This is a genomic window from Streptomyces sp. NPDC046261 (assembly GCF_040646235.1).
Lineage (GTDB): Bacteria > Actinomycetota > Actinomycetes > Streptomycetales > Streptomycetaceae > Streptomyces.
On the sequence record NZ_JBEYZU010000002.1, the window covers coordinates 554760 to 572768 of the forward strand.

At 71.6% G+C, this 18009-nt stretch carries 17 protein-coding genes; 11 read left to right on the forward strand and 6 right to left on the reverse strand.

The features are described 5' to 3' along the window. The first annotated feature begins 12 nt into the window (after positions 1 to 12). From nadC to ABZ956_RS06720, 8 genes are all read left to right on the forward strand, one after another. Entirely contained in the window at positions 13 to 1029 is a 1017-nt protein-coding gene (gene nadC / locus ABZ956_RS06685) for a carboxylating nicotinate-nucleotide diphosphorylase (protein ID WP_361888050.1), read from the forward strand. Continuing rightward, positions 1029 to 1826, forward strand: a complete 798-nt coding sequence (locus ABZ956_RS06690) for a type III pantothenate kinase (RefSeq protein WP_361887913.1) — start codon at positions 1029 to 1031, stop codon at positions 1824 to 1826. Before nadC ends, ABZ956_RS06690 begins: the two co-directional genes overlap by 1 nt. Before the next feature lie 253 nt (positions 1827 to 2079). After that, positions 2080 to 2703 (forward strand): hypothetical protein, encoded by a 624-nt coding sequence (locus ABZ956_RS06695; RefSeq protein WP_361887916.1) that lies wholly within the window; start codon positions 2080 to 2082, stop codon positions 2701 to 2703. A 63-nt stretch (positions 2704 to 2766) separates the two neighbouring features. Further along, complete coding sequence (locus ABZ956_RS06700; RefSeq protein WP_361887919.1) at positions 2767 to 3639, forward strand: hypothetical protein; 873 nt, start codon at positions 2767 to 2769, stop codon at positions 3637 to 3639. Positions 3640 to 3726: 87 nt separating this feature from the next. After that, positions 3727 to 3906: a hypothetical protein gene (locus ABZ956_RS06705; RefSeq protein WP_361887921.1), complete on the forward strand. Its 180-nt coding sequence runs from the start codon at positions 3727 to 3729 to the stop codon at positions 3904 to 3906. A gap of 154 nt (positions 3907 to 4060) precedes the next feature. Then, positions 4061 to 4456: a BlaI/MecI/CopY family transcriptional regulator gene (locus ABZ956_RS06710; protein ID WP_361887924.1), complete on the forward strand. Its 396-nt coding sequence runs from the start codon at positions 4061 to 4063 to the stop codon at positions 4454 to 4456. A gap of 9 nt (positions 4457 to 4465) precedes the next feature. Next, positions 4466 to 4984: an amino-acid N-acetyltransferase gene (locus tag ABZ956_RS06715; protein ID WP_361887927.1), complete on the forward strand. Its 519-nt coding sequence runs from the start codon at positions 4466 to 4468 to the stop codon at positions 4982 to 4984. Positions 4985 to 5147: 163 nt separating this feature from the next. Continuing rightward, on the forward strand, positions 5148 to 5489 hold the full coding sequence (locus ABZ956_RS06720) for an Lsr2 family protein (RefSeq protein ID WP_361887930.1): 342 nt from the start codon (positions 5148 to 5150) through the stop codon (positions 5487 to 5489). Here the strand turns inward: ABZ956_RS06720 and ABZ956_RS06725 are convergent. Beyond that, the gene (locus ABZ956_RS06725) at positions 5428 to 6162 is read right to left on the reverse strand and encodes an SCO3374 family protein (RefSeq protein ID WP_361887933.1); all 735 of its coding nucleotides are present in this window, start codon (positions 6160 to 6162) and stop codon (positions 5428 to 5430) included. The two genes, ABZ956_RS06720 and ABZ956_RS06725, sit on opposite strands and share 62 nt — an antisense overlap. Before the next feature lie 501 nt (positions 6163 to 6663). Here ABZ956_RS06725 and ABZ956_RS06730 point away from each other — a divergent pair. Continuing rightward, positions 6664 to 9189 (forward strand): ATP-dependent Clp protease ATP-binding subunit, encoded by a 2526-nt coding sequence (locus ABZ956_RS06730; protein ID WP_360915859.1) that lies wholly within the window; start codon positions 6664 to 6666, stop codon positions 9187 to 9189. 94 nt (positions 9190 to 9283) lie between these two features. Here ABZ956_RS06730 and ABZ956_RS06735 read toward each other — a convergent pair whose 3' ends face one another. Both ABZ956_RS06735 and ABZ956_RS06740 read right to left on the reverse strand, forming a co-directional pair. Continuing rightward, complete coding sequence (locus tag ABZ956_RS06735; protein ID WP_361887936.1) at positions 9284 to 12559, reverse strand: NACHT domain-containing protein; 3276 nt, start codon at positions 12557 to 12559, stop codon at positions 9284 to 9286. Positions 12560 to 12615: 56 nt separating this feature from the next. Further along, complete coding sequence (locus ABZ956_RS06740; RefSeq protein ID WP_361887938.1) at positions 12616 to 12966, reverse strand: trypco2 family protein; 351 nt, start codon at positions 12964 to 12966, stop codon at positions 12616 to 12618. A gap of 359 nt (positions 12967 to 13325) precedes the next feature. On the opposite strand from ABZ956_RS06740, the gene ABZ956_RS06745 reads away from it, so the two are divergent. Together ABZ956_RS06745 and ABZ956_RS06750 are read left to right on the forward strand one after the other, a co-directional pair. Next, positions 13326 to 14084 carry a M23 family metallopeptidase gene (locus ABZ956_RS06745; RefSeq protein ID WP_361887940.1) on the forward strand — a complete coding sequence of 253 codons (759 nt, stop codon included), beginning with the start codon at positions 13326 to 13328 and terminating at the stop codon, positions 14082 to 14084. A gap of 120 nt (positions 14085 to 14204) precedes the next feature. Continuing rightward, on the forward strand, positions 14205 to 14666 hold the full coding sequence (locus ABZ956_RS06750; protein ID WP_361887943.1) for a VOC family protein: 462 nt from the start codon (positions 14205 to 14207) through the stop codon (positions 14664 to 14666). Between the two features lie 16 nt (positions 14667 to 14682). Here the strand turns inward: ABZ956_RS06750 and ABZ956_RS06755 are convergent, their stop codons facing one another. From ABZ956_RS06755 to cseC, 3 genes are all read right to left on the reverse strand, one after another. After that, positions 14683 to 15495 (reverse strand): ABC transporter permease, encoded by an 813-nt coding sequence (locus ABZ956_RS06755; protein WP_361887946.1) that lies wholly within the window; start codon positions 15493 to 15495, stop codon positions 14683 to 14685. Beyond that, entirely contained in the window at positions 15492 to 16523 is a 1032-nt protein-coding gene (locus tag ABZ956_RS06760; RefSeq protein ID WP_361887949.1) for an ATP-binding cassette domain-containing protein, read from the reverse strand. The genes ABZ956_RS06755 and ABZ956_RS06760 overlap by 4 nt, the downstream gene beginning before the upstream one ends. 153 nt (positions 16524 to 16676) lie before the next feature. Next, positions 16677 to 17978 carry a two-component system sensor histidine kinase CseC gene (gene cseC, locus ABZ956_RS06765; RefSeq protein WP_361887952.1) on the reverse strand — a complete coding sequence of 434 codons (1302 nt, stop codon included), beginning with the start codon at positions 17976 to 17978 and terminating at the stop codon, positions 16677 to 16679. Between the last annotated feature and the right edge of the window lie 31 nt (positions 17979 to 18009).

Genomic DNA, 18009 nt, shown 5'->3' on the forward strand with positions numbered 1-18009 from the left:
AAGGAGAACCGCGTGAGCACCCACGACGACCGTCCCCTGCATCAGATCGGCCACCCCGGCCAGGAGAGCGCCGAGGCCGCCGCCGGTGGCTGCGGCGACGCCTGCGGCTGCGCCGCCGGCGCGTACGACGCGGAAGCCTTCGAGTGCGGGCTCGACCCCGAACTCGCACGGCTGATCGCCGAGGCCGGCCTGGACCCCCTGCAGATCGAGGACCTCGCCCACCTGGCCATCGAGGAGGACCTCGACGGCGGCAAGGACATCACGACCTTCGCGACCGTCGCCGAGGACGCCGTCGCCACCGGCGACTTCACCGCCCGCGAGGCCGGCACCGTCGCCGGGCTGCGCGTCGCCGAGGCCATCCTCTCCGTGGTCTGCACGGACGAGTTCGAGGTCGAGCGGCACGTCGAGGACGGCGACCGCGTGGAGGCCGGCCAGAAGCTGCTGACCGTCCGCACCCTCACCCGCGACCTGCTCACCGGCGAGCGCAGCATGCTCAACATCCTGTGCCACCTCTCCGGCATCGCCACCGCGACCCGGGCCTGGGCCGACGAGCTGGAGGGCACCGGCGCCGCCGTCCGCGACACCCGCAAGACCACGGTGGGCCTGCGCGCCCTGGAGAAGTACGCGGTGCGCTGCGGCGGCGGCGTCAACCACCGCATGTCGCTGTCGGACGCGGCGCTGGTGAAGGACAACCACGTCATCGCCGCCGGCGGCGTCGCCGAGGCGTTCAAGGCCGTACGGGAGGAGTTCCCGGACGTGCCGATCGAGGTCGAGGTCGACCACATCGACCAGATCCCGCCGGTCATCGAGGCGGGCGCCGACCTCATCATGCTCGACAACTTCACCCCCGAGCAGACCCGCGAGGCCGTCGGGCTCGTCGCGGGCCGGGCCGCCCTGGAGTCCTCCGGCCGCCTCACCCTCGCCAACGCCCGCGCCTACGCCGAGACCGGCGTCGACTACCTGGCGGTCGGCGCGCTGACCCACTCCTCCCCGATCCTGGACATCGGGCTGGACCTGCGGGAGGTCTGATGCTGCTCACCATCGATGTCGGCAACACCCAGACGGTTCTCGGCCTGTTCGACGGCGAGGACATCGTCGAGCACTGGCGCATCTCCACCGACCCGCGCCGCACCGCCGACGAACTGGCCGTGCTCCTCCAGGGCCTGATGGGCCGCCACCCGCTGCTCGGCGACGAACTGGGCGACGGCATCGAGGGCATCTGCATCTGCTCGACGGTCCCCTCCGTGCTGCACGAGATGCGCGAGGTGACCCGCCGCTACTACGGCGACGTGCCCGCCATCCTGGTCGAGCCCGGCGTGAAGACCGGCGTGCCGATCCTCATGGACAACCCCAAGGAGGTCGGCGCGGACCGCATCATCAACGCGGTCGCCGCCGTCGAGCTCTACGGCGGCCCGTGCGTCGTCGTCGACTTCGGCACGGCCACGACGTTCGACGCGGTCAGCGTGCGCGGCGAGTACGTCGGCGGCGTGATCGCCCCCGGTATCGAGATCTCCACCGAGGCCCTGGGCGTCAGGGGCGCCCAGCTCCGCAAGATCGAAATCGCGAGACCGCGCAGCGTCATCGGCAAGAACACGGTCGAGGCCATGCAGTCCGGCATCCTCTACGGCTTCGCGGGCCAGGTCGACGGCGTCGTCAACCGCATGGCCCGCGAACTGGCCGAGGACCCGGACGACGTCACGGTCATCGCCACGGGCGGCCTGGCCCCCCTGGTCCTGGGCGAAGCCTCGGTCATCGACGAACACGAACCCTGGCTGACCCTGATCGGCCTCCGCCTCGTCTACGAACGCAACACCCCCCGCCCCTGACCGAACCCCTCTGGGCCTTCCGCCCCGCCCCCCAACCGGCCCGGTTCCGGGCACAATCGAGCCCGTCCGGCGATTGAGGACAAGAAACGGTGAAAGGGCGGGACAGGGGAAAGCCACGCAACCAACCACCGACCGCGGCTGTCCTGACAGCTGTCAGGGCAGGGCAGGGTGGATCGGACAGACAGGCGGGCTGGGGCGGATGAGTGGCGGCGGCATCGGTAAGGGCGGCGGCATCGGTCGCATACGGCGGTCCGTGAGACAGGCGGCGACGACCGCCGTCGTCGTCCTGGCCGCCGGTCTGGGGCTGGGTGCCGCCCACGCGGGCGCCCAGGCGCAGCCCCGCGCCGACTACCAGGCCGTCGCGCACCCCGTCACCGGCCGCGTCGGCCAGACCGTCGAGGTCGAGCTCGGCGTACGCAACGGCGGCCCCGGCCCGACCTCGGCCGACGGCGTCGTCGGCGGCAGCCGGGCCTACGAGGTCGTCGCCCCCGAAGGCACCACCATCGTCGCGGCCCCGCCCTGCCGGGCGGCGGGCTCCGGAGACGACCGCACCTACCTGTGCGCCATCGGCGAGGACTTCCCGGCGGGCGACCGCGAGACGCTGCGTTTCCGCGTCCGTATCGACGAGAAGGTCGACGGCGCCGAGGGCCACGTCCGGATCGTCGGCCGCGACGAGAACCCCGAGCCCGACCCGGACCCCGGCAACGACTCCGCGCCGATCCCCGTCGAAGTGACCGACGCGGCACCGGCCCCCAAGGCCGCCCGCCCGGGCGGCCACCCCGGCACGCTGCTGATCGCCACCACCTCCGGCACCGCCCTGTCCGCCGGCGCTGTCCTCCTCGGCCTCCTGGGGGCCGTCCGCCGCCGGGCGCACTGACCATGCCACGCCCGAGATGGTGTGCTAAGCGAATTTTGTCCACTTAGCACTTAAAGTCGGCCCATGCCCACGCCCTATGGATCCCGCGGCGGCATGGCGTTCAGCGCGGACGAGCTGCGCGTGCTGCGCCGTGCCCTCGACATCGCACTCCGCCCCCACTCCGTGCCCACCCGCCCCGGTCCCACGCGGCAGGCCGAAGCGAAGGACTGCCTCCGGCTCGCCGAGGCCGTGGACGAGGCCGTCCGCGAAGCCGCCCGGCTGCGCGTCTTCCTCCTCGAGGACCTCGCCCGCTACCGCGCGGCCCTGCCGGGCGCCGCGCCCGGCTATGTGCGCCGCCTGCGGGACGCCCTCGTGGACGGCTACCGGCCCGCCGCCGAGGACCTCGCCGCGCTGCGCTCGCTGTGCGCGGAGCCCGTGGGGGAGGCGGAGGCCACCCGCCGGCACACCCTGCTGGCGCGCTGCGAGCACCTGGCCGAGCAGGCGGTACGGACCAGGCTGGCCGCCCGCGCCGCCACCCCCGAGGGCCGCGTCCCGTCGGCCCGCCCGCGCGCGTCCGCGCGCACCGCCCCTCCGAGCCGCACGCACCGGCCCCCCGCCGCCGAACCGGACGCCCCCGCGGGCCCCGCGGCCGTCCCGCCGGCCCGCCCGGCCCCACCGGCCCCGCAGAGCCGTACGCACCTGCTGGCCCTGCCCGGCGGCCGGGCCCCGCAGGCGGCCGAGCCGGACCCGAAGCCGGGGCCGAAGCCGGGGGAGAGCCCGGCGCCGCCGAACCGGCCCGCCCCGGGCCCGCCCCCGGAGGCCCCGCAGCCCAAGCCGCCACCGGCGACGCCACGCCCGGAACGGCCCATCCCGACCCCCGGCGAGGTGTTCCCGCCCCGCCGCAAGCCCACGCCGCCCCCCGGCGCCCGGGCCCTGGCGGCGGCCCGGCCCGCCTGACCCGGGCGGCCCGGGGCCGGGGGCGGGCGCGTAATCTGGACGGGTCGCTCAAGCGCAGAACCCCCGATCCAGAAGGAGCCGACGGCCATGGACTATGTCGCCGCGCTGGTCCCGCCCATGGTGATGGCGGTGGCTTTCACCGCGCTGGTCGTGACGATCGTCAAGAGCCAGGGTGGTGCGAACAAGGCCAAGGAAGACGCCCTCGTCGACGCCGCACTGGCTCGCGCCGAGGCCGCCAAGCAGGCGGCAAAGCCCACCGAGGCCTGACAAAACGACCACACCGGGACCCGGCAATCCGCCACCGGTCCCGGGCGGGGCGTACGCGCCGCGGGCTATTCGCCCGGACCGTGCGCCCTTTTTGCTGCGGGGATTGCCGCGCCGATAAACCGGCATTCAAGACATCTCCCACTATTATTCGCGTGTGGTCCGACGCCTGGGTGAACTGGAAGACGCCGTGATGACGCGCGTGTGGGAGTGGAACCGACCGGTCACCGTTCGGGAAGTCCTGGAAGACCTTCAGCAGGAACGGTCCATCGCCTACACCACCGTGATGACCGTAATGGACAACCTGTATCAGAAGGGCTGGGTGCGGCGGGAAGCCGAAGGCCGCGCCTATCGATATGAGGCGGTCTCCAACCGTGCCGCCTACTCGGCCGCACTGATGAACGAAGCCTGGTCCCTCAGCGACAACCCCGCAGCCGCTCTCGTCGCCTTCTTCGGCATGATGTCGGCCGAACAACGGGAAGCCCTCCGCGACGCCATCAGGGTCGCGCAACTCGACGGGCCCGACGAGACCCCCGGAGCGCCGGGGCGATAGCGTCCGGACATGTCCGCTCTCAGTAAAGGCGTCACTGTCCGCAGGGCCCGCACCAGCGATGTGCCCGCGGTCCGCCGGCTCATCAACACCTACGTTCGTGACCGCATCCTGCTCGACAAAGCCACGGTGACGCTTTACGAGGACATCCAGGAGTTCTGGGTCGCCGAGCGCGACGAGGACGGTACCGTCGTCGGATGCGGTGCGCTGCATGTGATGTGGGAAGACCTCGCGGAGGTACGCACTCTCGCCGTGGACCCCGATGTCAGGGGCGGCGGAGTGGGCCACCAGGTACTGGACAAGCTGCTGCAGACGGCGCGCTGGCTGGGTGTGCGGCGCATTTTCTGCCTCACCTTCGAAGTCGACTTCTTCGCGAAGCACGGCTTCGTGGAGATCGGAGAGACCCCCGTCGACGGGGATGTCTACAGCGAGCTGCTGCGTTCCTATGACGAGGGCGTTGCCGAGTTCCTGGGTCTCGAACGAGTGAAGCCGAACACCCTTGGCAACAGCCGGATGCTTCTGCATCTGTGACCGCGGTGCCTATGTCCGAATCGCGCCCCTATCGTGCGGGCCCGGAAGCCATCGTTCCCATGCTGAAGGCGGACTGAACCTTCCCGGGGGGTTTGTGTTTTTCCGGGAAAGGCGGTTTGCTATTCCTCCGTAATCCCTTTTCCGCTGATGAAAGGAATCCCCCGTGGCGCAGAAGGTTCAGGTCCTTCTTGTCGATGACCTCGACGGCGGCGAGGCCGACGAGACCGTGACGTTCGCCCTGGATGGCAAGTCCTACGAGATCGACCTCACCACGGCCAACGCGGACAAGCTGCGCGAGGCGCTCGCGGACTACGTGAAGTCGGCCCGCCGCACCGGCGGCCGCGCGACGGCCGGCCGTGGGAAGGCCCGCGCCGGTGCCGCCGCCGGCGGCAGCCCGGACACCGCGAAGATCCGCGCCTGGGCCAAGGAGAACGGCTACAACGTCAACGACCGCGGCCGTGTCCCGGCTGAGATCCGTGAGGCGTACGAGAAGGCCAACGCCTGATCTCCTGCCGGATCCCTCGCCTGATCCCCGGCCTTTCCGGCCGATATCCCGGCGGCTGATCCCTGCGCGCCTCACCGGCGCGCAGCAGCCGGGTCCGGTGGCACTCCGTGGCCGCCGCACCCACCAGCCGTACGAGATCGGGGGCGCCGCCGTCGCCCCCGAGGCCGGCCACCGGCAGGGTGGGCTCGACCGGGCGACCCGGTACGGGAGGCCGCACCCAGACGGCCGCCTCCGCCGCTTCCCGGCGGCCGTACGGCCGCTGTGGGGCCGACCACCGGCCCACCGGCTCCGGGGCCGCGATGCGGCCGCCCGGGCCCAGCGCGGTCAGCTCCAGGGCGATGCCGCCCCACTCCAGCCAGCCGAGCAGCCCCGGCACCTCCTCGGCGCTGCCCACGGCGGTCAGGAACCACATCTTCCGGGCCCGGCCGTCCAGCGCGACCGGCCCGGTCACGGGGAGCCGCCCGAGCACGGCGAAGCCGGCCTCCGCGGGCATCCCCAGCGCGTCGAACCGCACCCCCGTGAGCAGCTCCACCGGCCGCCCGGCCACCGTCGGGGCCGTCGGCCAGCCGAGCACGCACTCGTACCACTGGCGCCGCCGGCGCCGGGTGTGCGCGTCCGTGAGCGGGGGCGATGCGGCCGAGGGGCGGCACGGGCACGGGAGGACTACCGTCATGAACGGTGCAACTGTGGAAGACCCAAGAGGTTACGCAGGGTGGATAGTTGGGCACGCTGCGTATAAGACGTAAGGGGCGCACAGGGGCTCCCCATGGCGCGAGGGTGTTCGCCCGTAGCGGAGGGAAAGGACCCGCGCCGCATGGAGTGTCAGTGCTTGCGGGTAGGACTTTCCCCGTGGGAAGAGGCGATATAGCAAGCCCAGTAGCGCGTCACCGGGGGCGGTGGCGGGGCTCCGGGCGGGCGTGTCGGGGCAAGCGGGCGTTCGCCGTGGGCGTAGTGGAGGTGGGCGTATATGCCTGGCCTGCGGGAACATCGTCTCCCACCATCGGGTTGGAGGAGATGTCGGCTGTTCGGCAGCAGGTTTCCCCGCCGACGCGGGGGTGATCCGGACGGATGTCGGCAGTTGGAATGAGCTGTCCCGTCCCACGGGACTAGCATGCGGAAGGACAGGGAGGGGACCGACCCCTAACTGCCTGACCGCTCTGAGGAGCGATTAACGATGTTCGAGAGGTTCACCGACCGCGCGCGGCGGGTTGTCGTCCTGGCTCAGGAAGAAGCCCGGATGCTCAACCACAACTACATCGGCACCGAGCACATCCTCCTGGGCCTGATCCACGAGGGTGAGGGTGTCGCCGCTAAGGCCCTGGAGAGCCTCGGGATTTCGCTCGAGGCGGTCCGCCAGCAGGTGGAGGAGATCATCGGGCAGGGGCAGCAGGCTCCGTCCGGGCACATCCCCTTCACCCCCCGTGCCAAGAAGGTCCTGGAGCTCTCGCTCCGCGAGGCCCTTCAGCTGGGCCACAACTACATCGGCACCGAGCACATCCTGCTCGGCCTGATCCGCGAGGGCGAGGGCGTCGCCGCGCAGGTCCTGGTCAAGCTGGGCGCCGATCTGAACCGGGTCCGGCAGCAGGTCATCCAGCTGCTCTCCGGCTACCAGGGCAAGGAAGCCGCCACCGCGGGCGGCCCCGCCGAGGGCACCCCCTCGACGTCGCTCGTCCTGGACCAGTTCGGCCGCAACCTCACGCAGGCCGCTCGCGAGTCCAAGCTCGACCCGGTCATCGGGCGCGAGAAGGAGATCGAGCGGGTCATGCAGGTGCTGTCCCGCCGTACCAAGAACAACCCGGTGCTCATCGGCGAGCCCGGTGTCGGCAAGACCGCCGTCGTCGAGGGCCTGGCCCAGGCCATCGTCAAGGGCGAGGTGCCCGAGACCCTCAAGGACAAGCACCTCTACACCCTGGACCTCGGCGCCCTGGTCGCCGGCTCCCGCTACCGCGGTGACTTCGAGGAGCGCCTGAAGAAGGTCCTCAAGGAGATCCGCACCCGCGGCGACATCATCCTGTTCATCGACGAGCTCCACACCCTGGTGGGTGCGGGCGCCGCCGAGGGCGCGATCGACGCCGCCAGCATCCTCAAGCCGATGCTGGCCCGCGGCGAGCTGCAGACCATCGGCGCCACGACGCTGGACGAGTACCGCAAGCACCTGGAGAAGGACGCCGCCCTCGAGCGCCGCTTCCAGCCCATCCAGGTCGCCGAGCCGTCGCTGCCGCACACCATCGAGATCCTCAAGGGCCTCCGTGACCGCTACGAGGCGCACCACCGCGTCTCCATCACGGACGAGGCCCTGGTCCAGGCCGCCCAGCTGGCCGACCGCTACATCTCCGACCGCTTCCTGCCGGACAAGGCGATCGACCTGATCGACGAGGCCGGCTCCCGGATGCGCATCCGCCGGATGACCGCGCCGCCGGACCTCCGCGAGTTCGACGAGAAGATCGCCGACGTGCGCCGCGAGAAGGAGTCCGCGATCGACTCGCAGGACTTCGAGAAGGCCGCCTCCCTGCGCGACAAGGAGAAGCAGCTCCTCGCCGCGAAGGCCAAGCGGGAGAAGGAGTGGAAGGCCGGCGACATGGACGTCGTCGCCGAGGTCGACGGCGAGCTGATCGCCGAGGTCCTGGCCACGGCCACCGGCATCCCGGTCTTCAAGCTCACGGAAGAGGAGTCCTCCCGCCTGCTGCGCATGGAGGACGAGCTGCACAAGCGCGTCATCGGCCAGAAGGACGCCATCAAGGCGCTCTCCCAGGCCATCCGGCGCACGCGTGCGGGCCTGAAGGACCCGAAGCGCCCCGGCGGATCGTTCATCTTCGCCGGCCCCTCCGGTGTCGGTAAGACCGAGCTGTCCAAGACGCTCGCCGAATTCCTCTTCGGCGACGAGGACGCGCTGATCTCCCTCGACATGTCGGAGTTCAGCGAGAAGCACACGGTCTCGCGTCTCTTCGGTTCCCCGCCCGGATACGTGGGTTACGAAGAGGGCGGCCAGCTCACCGAGAAGGTGCGCCGCAAGCCGTTCTCCGTGGTTCTCTTCGACGAGGTCGAGAAGGCCCACCCCGATATCTTCAACTCGCTGCTGCAGATCCTGGAGGACGGTCGCCTGACCGATTCCCAGGGCCGCGTGGTCGATTTCAAGAACACCGTCATCATCATGACGACCAACCTCGGCACCCGGGACATCTCCAAGGGCTTCAACCTGGGCTTCGCGGCCCAGGGCGACGTCAAGACCGGGTACGAGCGGATGAAGGCGAAGGTCAACGAAGAGCTCAAGCAGCACTTCCGGCCCGAGTTCCTCAACCGTGTCGACGACACGGTGGTCTTCCACCAGCTCACCGAGGAAGACATCATCCAGATCGTCGACCTGATGATCGCCAAGGTGGACGAGCGGCTCAAGGACCGCGACATGGGCATCGAGCTCAGCTCCGAGGCCAAGTCGCTCCTGGCGAAGAAGGGCTACGACCCGATCCTGGGCGCCCGCCCGCTGCGCCGCACGATCCAGCGCGAGATCGAGGACATCCTGTCCGAGAAGATCCTCTTCGGCGAGCTCCGTCCGGGCCACATCGTGGTCGTCGGCACGGAGGGCGAAGGCGAGGAGAAGAAGTTCACCTTCCGCGGCGAGGAGAAGTCGGCCCTGCCGGACACCCCGCCGGTCGAGTCCGCCGCCGGTGGCGCGGGCCCGAACCTGTCGAAGGACGCGTAAGGGTAGGTAGGCAGTAGGGGTCGGCCCCGGAACCGTGGATCACGGTTCCGGGGCCGATTTTTTGTGCCGGAGAAGCTTCCGGCCCGCTGTGCGCCTAGGAGACCCGTCTCAGCTCGTTGAACCGCAGCCGGTCGCCGAAGCGCTCCGTTCCGGTCGCCTTCAGCCGGACACCGGCGCTCGCCCAGACCTCCAGCGGGGCGGCGAGTTCCGGGAGCTCGGTGAAGTCCACGACGACGTGGTCGTGCGAGACCGCCTCGAGGTGCAGGGAGCCGAGGGCCGGAAAGACCTGGAGCAGCCGGGCGTCGATCACATGGCCGACGAGGAGCGTCAGACCGAGAGCGGTCACCTTCGCCAGCGGTTCGACGCCCGTGAGGTCGTCGATGCTCTCCAGACAGAGGTCCAGGGAGCCGAAGCCGGGCAGACCGGCCAGTTGGGCCAGCTCCGCCGGATGCTCCGGCGGGCCGTCGAGACACAGATCGCGCAGGCTCCGCCAGGAGCCGATGTCGTTCAGCCGCACGCCCCGCCCCTCATGCGCCACCTCCAGCCGGGAGACCAGCGGGTGGGGCGGCGGCAGCGTGCCCCCGCCGCCCCGCGGGAGCCTGCTCAGCACGAGGTAGGTGAGGCGGGGAAGCCGGGGAATGACCGCCAGCGCGGATTGCGGAAGCTTCTTCGCGTCGAGGTTCAGCGAGCGCAGCGACGAGCCCGCCAGGGCGGAGATGTCCCGCAGCTCCAGGCAGCCCCGCACGCTCAGGTCCTCGATCTCCGGATGGGAGCGCAGGAAGTCCAGATCCGCCAGCGCGGAGTTGTGCCGGAGGTCAAGAGCGCGCAGCTTGCGTCCGTGAAGGGCCCGGGCAAGGTCGTCCGGCGCGTGGTCGTGCAGGACGCACAGGGAGCCGATCGGCCCGAGGCGGGGCAGCTGGGCGAGTTCCGCCGGCGTGGTGACGACGACCGGGACGTCGTGGAGCCGCATGGTCGAGAGCACCTGCTCCACGTACGCCTGGGGATCCATGAGCGCCCACTTGGCGGCGACCTGGGTGCGGACCTGCTTCGCCGGGTGCCGGCCGTAGCGCCGCAGCAGCGGCAGCGCCGCGTCCCCGAGGGAACCGAGCACCGTCACCGTGTGTCCCGCCTCCAGCGCGGGCAGTCCTTCGGGATCGGGAAGGAAGGGCAGGACGTCCTGCCCCAGGGACGCCAGGTACTCGGCCTCCCGCGGGGACGTCGGCGGCCCCAGCGCCCGCAGCCGCCCCCATACCGCCTCGTGCCGGTCGTCGGGCAGCGAGGCCGCGCCCGCCGCGCATTCGGCGGCCAGCGTCCGCAAGGGCCAGGCGGCCCGGCGTTCGGGAAGCGCGTCACCCGCCGCGATCAGCTTGTCGATGACCTGCTCCACCTCACTGCGCCGGCAGTGCCCGATCACCAGCCGGATGACGTCCTGCCATTGCTCTTCCGCCGCGTGCCCCAGCAGTTCGTCCAGGCAGTCGTTGTCCTGGAATTCCTTGGCCGCGAGATAGTCCTGGAAAGTGCGGTGAATGAATTGCAGGGAATCCGTCGCGCGCTCCTGGAGGAGGCCGCTGCGATTCAGCAGATGGGTCAGGACTTTCGCGGGCGTGCCCTGCTTCCGTACATGACGCAGCCCGCCCATGGCCAGTTCGAGCTGGCGCACCGCCTGCTCGCGGGAGAGTTCCGCGCGATTGTTCCGTACGAGCCAGACCGCGATGCGCTGGAGAAGTTGCTGACTGTCGACGACCGTCAGATCGATGCCTTCCGGGGCGTCGATCCGGCGATAGGCGTCGCGGTGGCCGAGCAGCATGGACAGCGCGGCTTCGTACAGATGCCAGCGGGTGCGCGGCAGCAGTCCGCTGCGACGGCGGTGCAAGGCGCAGATCACCGCGCACAGCAGGGGCGTACGGGCCAGGTCGCGCAGGCCCGCGTTGCGCTGGAACTCCTGCGACAGGTCCCTTTCGAGCGCGGTGAGCCGGGTGCGCTCGCGGCCGGCCCGCAGCTCGTCCGGGAACCTGTCGCACTCCAGCCGTGCGGCCTCGTGCCAGGCGGCGACGAAGGCCTGGATGTCGTCGGCGCTCATGGGCAGCAGTTGCAGTTCCTCGAAGCCCTCGGACTCCAGCCATGCCTGCTCCACCGCCAGCGGCCGGACGGTGACCAGGCAGCGGACGTCCGGGTACATGCGCAGCAGCTCGGCGAGCCACTTGCGGGCCGGGGCGCGGTCGCGGTGCGGCAGCTCGTCCATGCCGTCGACGAGCAGCAGCGCCCGGCCGGCCGCCAGCACGCGCCCGGCCCAGCCGCTGGGCGGCTCGTCCACGGGCAGCCGGGCGATCGTGGGCAGCCGGGCCGGGGTGAGGGCGTGGATGCCCTGGGCGGCGAGCCTGCGCATGGGGATCACGAAGGGGACCAGGCCGTCGAGCGCGCGCAGCCCGGCCGGCATGGTGCGGCAGGCGGCGTGGGAGGCCAGCCACCACACGAGGGTGGTCTTGCCGGCGCCCGCCTCGCCGCGCAGGACGGTCCGGGGGCGGGAGCCGAGCAGGTCCTCCACGCGCTGCGGTTCCGGCGGCAGATAGCCGCAGTCCGCGCCGGCGGGCCGGTTCTCCACGGCCTCCAGGCTCAGGTAGGCGGTGTCCAGGTCCCAGCTGTTCTCGTTCGTACCGAGATCGTCGAGGCCGAAGACCTCCATGCGGCTGTAGCGGGCCTTGACGGCCTTCGCGTACAGCGGCTCGTAGACGAGGTCCCGGGGGTCGGGCGCGCTGAACTCCTCCAGGTCCGGCACGGACCGCCAGTACTGCCGCAGCGGCGCTTCCAGGCCGCCTTCGAGGATGCGGGAGATGGGGACCGCGTCGATGGCGGAGTGTTCCCAGCCCCACGGGTCCTCGGTGACGATGCCCAGCAGGACAGGCCCGGCGAAGAGCGGGCCGCCGGACAGGCCCGCCCAGGGGGAGCCCTCCGAGAAGGCCCCGGGCGGGTGGTGGTCGCTGTGCAGGACGTACCGCCCGCGCATCCGGCCCGACAGGGGCGTCAGCGTGCCCGGGACCTGCACGGCCTCCAGGCCGTTCCTGCCCCGCTGGACGTCCGGGAAGCCCAGCACCTGGCACCCGTGCACCGGCTCGTGCGCGGTGAGGGTGCCCCAGCGCAGACGCGGCAGGCCGCCGATGGGGACGAGGCTCTGCGGGGCCCGTAAGAGGGCCGCGTCGCAGGTGCCGGGGTCGCCCGCCCACAGGACGTCGCAGGTCACCCAGCCGGTCCCGGCCGGAGCCGCGACCTGCGCGGTGGCGGCCCGGTGGAGGTCGAGGATGTGGCTGCTGGTGAGGACGAGGCCCGGCGTCAGCAGCACCCCGCTGCCCTGCTGCTCTCCCACCACCGCCACCAGCCGGTCCTCCACGGACCCCGCGAAGCCTGCGGCCCGGCCCCGCACCGCCCCCGTCACCGCTCGGCCGGGGAGCCGAATCCCGACAGCCCGGCCGGGCGGTCGTTGCCGACCTTCCAGCCGTCGCCCGTACGCCGGTCCTTCGGGGTCAGGGTGAAGGCCACCTTGTGGGTACGGGCCGAGCCGCGCGTGGCCTCGGCGCCCGCGTCGACGATCCAGGCCTTCACCCCGCCCCTGCCCTTGGTGTCCTTGCGGAGCTCGACGGTGAACTCCATGGCGATCTCGCCGACGTCGAACGCCAGGTCCTCGCCGGCCCCGGCGGCGGCCGCGCCGGTCAGGCCGTCGCGTATCGCCCGGACCGCGTCCGCCAGCTCGATGGCGTCGAAGGGGTGGGAGTCGCTGCTCATCGTGGGTGCCCCCAGGCTGATGCCGTCGCGTTTTTTCCACGCTGCGTATGGGTTCGCTGACCCGGAGCGTACCGCCGGGAGCGGGACCTTGGTCCCGGAATCCATAAGGCCGGAAGTCCGGCGGCGGTGACATGGCGCACACGGCTTATGGGGCCTACTAAGCGCTTTAGCGGGAATTCAGGCGGCGAAAAAGCGGGCCGAGCCCCGCAGAGGCCCCGAGTAAGGGACCAAATACCCTCCCCGGGACTACGGCATTTCCTAGTAGAAGGGCCTCTTGGCACCCCGGCGAATGCGGGTTACCAAGGTATGGCGATCCCGGTCCGCAGCCGGGACCTGTTTATGCCTGGAGGTTTATCCGTATGTCGAAGCGCACCGCTTTCCGTAACTCGAGCAAGACCGCTTTCCGTGTCCGTACCGCCGCCATGGTGGCCGCCGGTCTGGGAGCCTCGGTCGCGCTCGGTTCCGGGGTCGCGCTCGCTGCCGACACCACGGCTGCTGTCGCCGAGTTCCCCGCGTTCGCGTCCGTGGCGACGCTGGACGACGCGCTGAACGCGCAGGCCGCGACGGTGCTGAAGGTGGCGGAGAAGGAGAAGCAGGCCGCCGAGCAGGCCAAGCAGGAGGCCGCCAAGCGTGCCGAGGACGCCCGCAAGCAGGCCGAGGAGGCCCGTAAGCAGGCCGAGGCCTCGCGCAACCGCGCCGACGCCTGGGTCGCCCCGCTCGCCTCGTACCAGGTCGGCCAGCCCTTCGGTAAGTCCGGCGCCATGTGGGCCGCCAAGCACAGCGGCCAGGACCTGGTCGTCAACACCGGCACGCCCGTGATGTCCGTGCACGGCGGTACGGTCGTCAAGGCCGGCCCCAACGGTGGTGGCGACGGTCCGGCGTACGGCAACGCCATCGTGATCAAGCACGACAACAACACGTACTCCCAGTACGCCCACCTCTCGCAGGTGAAGGTCTCGGTCGGCCAGACCGTGACCACCGGCCAGGTGATCGGCCTGTCCGGCTCCACCGGTAACTCCTCCGGTCCCCACCTGCACTTCGAGATCCGTACGACCCCGAACTACGGCACCGCCGTCGAGCCCGTCGCCTTCCTGAAGGCCCACGGCGGCTCCATCTGACGAGGCCCCTGACGGGCCACGAGCCGGCGCACCGCTTCAGCGGTGCGCCGGCTTTCGTCATGTGCCTACGGTGGTCGGGGGGCCGGTGAAACACGGGCAGTGGCACGGACGGAGCCAGCCATGATCAAAGGAATCGCGATCACCACCGTCTGGGTCCTCGACCAGGACCGGGCGAAGGAGTTCTACACCGACAAGCTCGGCCTCGAGGTCCGCACCGACATGACCATCGGCGGCGACAACGGCATGCGCTGGCTCACCGTCGGCGCCCAGGACCAGCCGGACGTCGAGCTGACACTGATGGTCCCCGGACCGCCCGGGCTGGACCAGGAGTCGGCCGAGGCCATGAAGCGCCTCGTCTCCCGGGGCGTCCTGGGCGCGGGGGTGCTCAGCACCGACGACGTCCACCGGGAGTACGAGACGCTCAGGGCCAAGGGCGTGGAGTTCCTCCAGGAGCCGCAGGAGCGCCCGTACGGCACCGAGGCGATCCTGCGGGACGACTCCGGCAACTGGTTCTCGCTCACCCAGCGCCGCGAGCGGATGGACACCGCCAAGGACTGGGGCGAGTGCGTGGACCCGATGTGAGACGGGCCCGCACCCCTCAGGTCCGGGCCCGGTAGGCCCGCATCGCCACCGGTATGAAGACCGCCGCGATGCCCGCCGCCCACAGCAGGGACCACAGGACCGGCCGGCCCGCGTCGCCGCCGAGCAGCAGGGCACGGAAGGCGTCCGACAAGTGCGTCACGGGGTTGACGCGCACCCACGCCTGCAGCCAGCCCGGCATGGTCTCGGTGCGCACGAAGGCGCTGCTGGTGAACGTGACCGGGAAGATCAGCACGAAGGCGAAGACCTGCACCTTCTCGGCGTCGCCGGCCAGCATGCCGATCAGGACCGCCGTCCACGACACGGCCGCGGCGAAGGTCAGCAGCATCACCGTGGCCCCGAGGAGGCCCGCCGGGCCGCCCGTGACGCGGAACCCCAGGAGCACGCCGAGCGCGATCATCAGCAGCATCGCCCACAGCTGCTTGACGAGGTCGGCGGCGATCCGCCCGAACAGCGGGGCCGATCTCGCTATCGGCAGGCTCCGCAGCCGGTCGAAGACCCCCTTGGTCAGGTCCGTGTTCAGCGACATCGCGGTGTACGTGGTCATGAACAGGGTGTTCTGCACGATGATCCCCGCCAGCGCGTACTGCAGATACGCCCGCGGCGAGCCCGCCATCTGCCCGCCGAACACGAAGGTGAACAGGAACACGAACATGATCGGCGTGATGCTGTAGTCGACCAGCTCCAGGGGGTTGTGCTTGACCGACACCAGGCTGCGCCAGGCCATCGTGCCGGTCTGCCGCAGCGCGGACAGCGGTCGCACCCGGCCGCGCCTGCCCAGGGGCGGCGCGGTGGCCGTGGTGGCGGTCATGACGGGCTCCCGGCCGTCTCGTACGCGCACGTGCCCTCGCCGCCCTCGCCGGGCCGCCGGCGGCCCTCCCCGGGCCCCTCGCCGTCCGGTCCGGGCTCCGCGGTGCGGTGGCCGGTCAGCGCCAGGAACACCTCGTCCAGCGAGGAGCGGCGCAGCGCCAGCTCGCCCACCGCGATCGACGCCTGGTCCAGCCTGCGCACGACCGCGGGCATCAGCGCCGGGTCGTTGACGGGGGCGGTGATCCCCTCGCCCTCGATCCGGGCCTGCGGGCCGGCCGCCTCCGCGATCAGCGCGTGGGCGGTGGCCAGGTCGGCCCGGTGCACGGGGCGCAGCCGCAGGACCTGCCCGCCGACCTGCGACTTCAGCTGGTCGGGGGTGCCTTCGGCGATCACCCGGCCCTTGTCGATGACCACGATGTCGTCGGCGAGCCGGTCGGCCTCGTCCAGATACTGCGTGGTCAGCAGCGCCGTCACCCCTTCGGCGACCAGGCCGCGCAGCATGTCCCAGAGCTCGCCGCGGCTGTGCGGGTCGAGGCCGGTGGTCGGCTCGTCGAGGAAGAGGATCCGCGGCCTGCCGACGAGGCTCGCCGCGAGGTCGAGCCGGCGCCGCATGCCGCCCGAGTAGGTCTTGGCGGCCCGGCCCGCCGCGTCGGCGAGGCCGAAGCGGTCCAGCAGCTCTGCGGCCCGCGCCCGGGCGTCGGCTCTGGTCATGCCCAGCAGACGGCCGATCATCAGGAGGTTCTCGGTGCCGGTCAGGTTCTCGTCGACCGCCGCGTACTGTCCGGTCAGCCCGATCATGGCGCGGACCAGGCCCGCCTCCCGTACGACGTCGTGGCCGCCGACCCGCGCGCGGCCCCGGTCGGGCGTGAGCAGCGTGGCGAAGATCCGGACGGCGGTGGTCTTGCCGGCGCCGTTGGGCCCCAGCATGCCGAGGACCGTGCCGGTGCGGGCGGCGAGGTCCACGCCGGCCAGGGCCCGGGTCTCCTTGAAGCGTTTGGCCAGGCCTTCCGCCTGGATCGCGTAATCCATGGGTGCCCCTCGCTTCCGCGGGTAGTGGGCTGCGGCGGGCGTCCGGCGACGCCCCTCACCCACTGTGACCCATGCCACTGACACTCGGCTCGCCGGCGGCGTGGCTTCGGCCACCGGCCCGCGGTCCGTGCCGTGAACGTGCGGTGCGAGCGCCTAGTCCGGCACCTGGATGATCGGGAAGCTGCCCGTGCTCGTCGGGGACGACTCCGGCAGCCAGAGCACGGCGATCGCGCCGCTCCCGCCCTCCACCTCCGGGTCGGCGTTGCGGAAGGTCAGGCGGGCGCCCAGGACGCGGGCCTGGCCGGCCGCGATGGTCAGGCCCAGGCCGTGGCCCTTGCCGGCGCGGTCCTTGCTGCCCGTGCGGAAGCGGCTCGGGCCCTCCTCGAGCAGCTCCTCGGGGAAGCCGGGCCCGTGGTCGCGCACCCGCAGCACCCGGCCCTCGAGGGTGACCTCCACGGGGCCCTTGCCGTGCTTGGCGGCGTTGGCCAGCAGGTTGCCCAGGATGCGTTCCAGGCGGCGGGGGTCGGTGGAGACGTAGGCGCTCCGGGCGATCCTGACGACGGCGTCCGGGGCCACCGCCCGCACCCGCCGCAGCACGAACTCGCCGAGCTCGAGGTCCTGCATCTCGGCCCGCTCGGCGAAGCTGTCCAGCCGGGCGACCTCCAGCACGTCCTCGACGAGCGTGCGCATGGCCTGCGCCCGGTCCCGTACGAGCTCGGTCGGCCGGCCCGGCGGCAGCAGTTCCGCCGCGGTCAGCAGGCCGGTGACGGGGGTGCGCAGCTCGTGCGCGATGTCGGCGGTGACCCGGCGCTCGGCCTCCAGACGGTCGCGCAGGGCCTCGGCCATGCCGTCGACGGCCCGGGCGAGGTCGTCCGTCTCGTCGCGCACCCGGCCGCCGATGGCGTCGCGCACCCGTACGTCCGGATCGCCGTCCGCGAGCTTGCGGGCGGCCGTGGCCGCCTTGCGCAGCCGTCGCGAGAGCTGGCCGCCGACGAGGATGCCCAGCGCGCAGCCGCCGAGGACGACCGAGACCGAGCCGATGATCAGGGCCCGGTCGAGGTCGTTGAGGATGTCGTAGCGGTCCTTGAAGCGGGTGTGGATCGAGAGGATCTTGCCGTTGCGCAGCGGCGTCGAGGCCCATACCTCGGGCGCGCCGGTGCCGCTGTCCTGCAGGTAGGTGGCGCGCAGCCCGAGGTCGGCGGCGTCGCGCAGCGGCTTGGGCAGCGCGGGGTCGTCCACCTTGGCGCGCAGCATCAGCTTGCCGCCGGTGGATTCGTAGTAGCGCTGGGCGATCTGGACCCGGTCGTCCATCTGGTCGCGGCTGCTGTTGAGCATGGAGACGCGGGCCGCGTTGTGGACGACGAGGCTGAGCGCGACGGCCACGAGCGCGCCGACGCCCGCGATGGCCAGGCTGACCTTCCAGCGCAGACCGGTGCGGAGCGCGAGCTTCACCACGTTGCGACCATGCGTTTCACCGACAGGGACA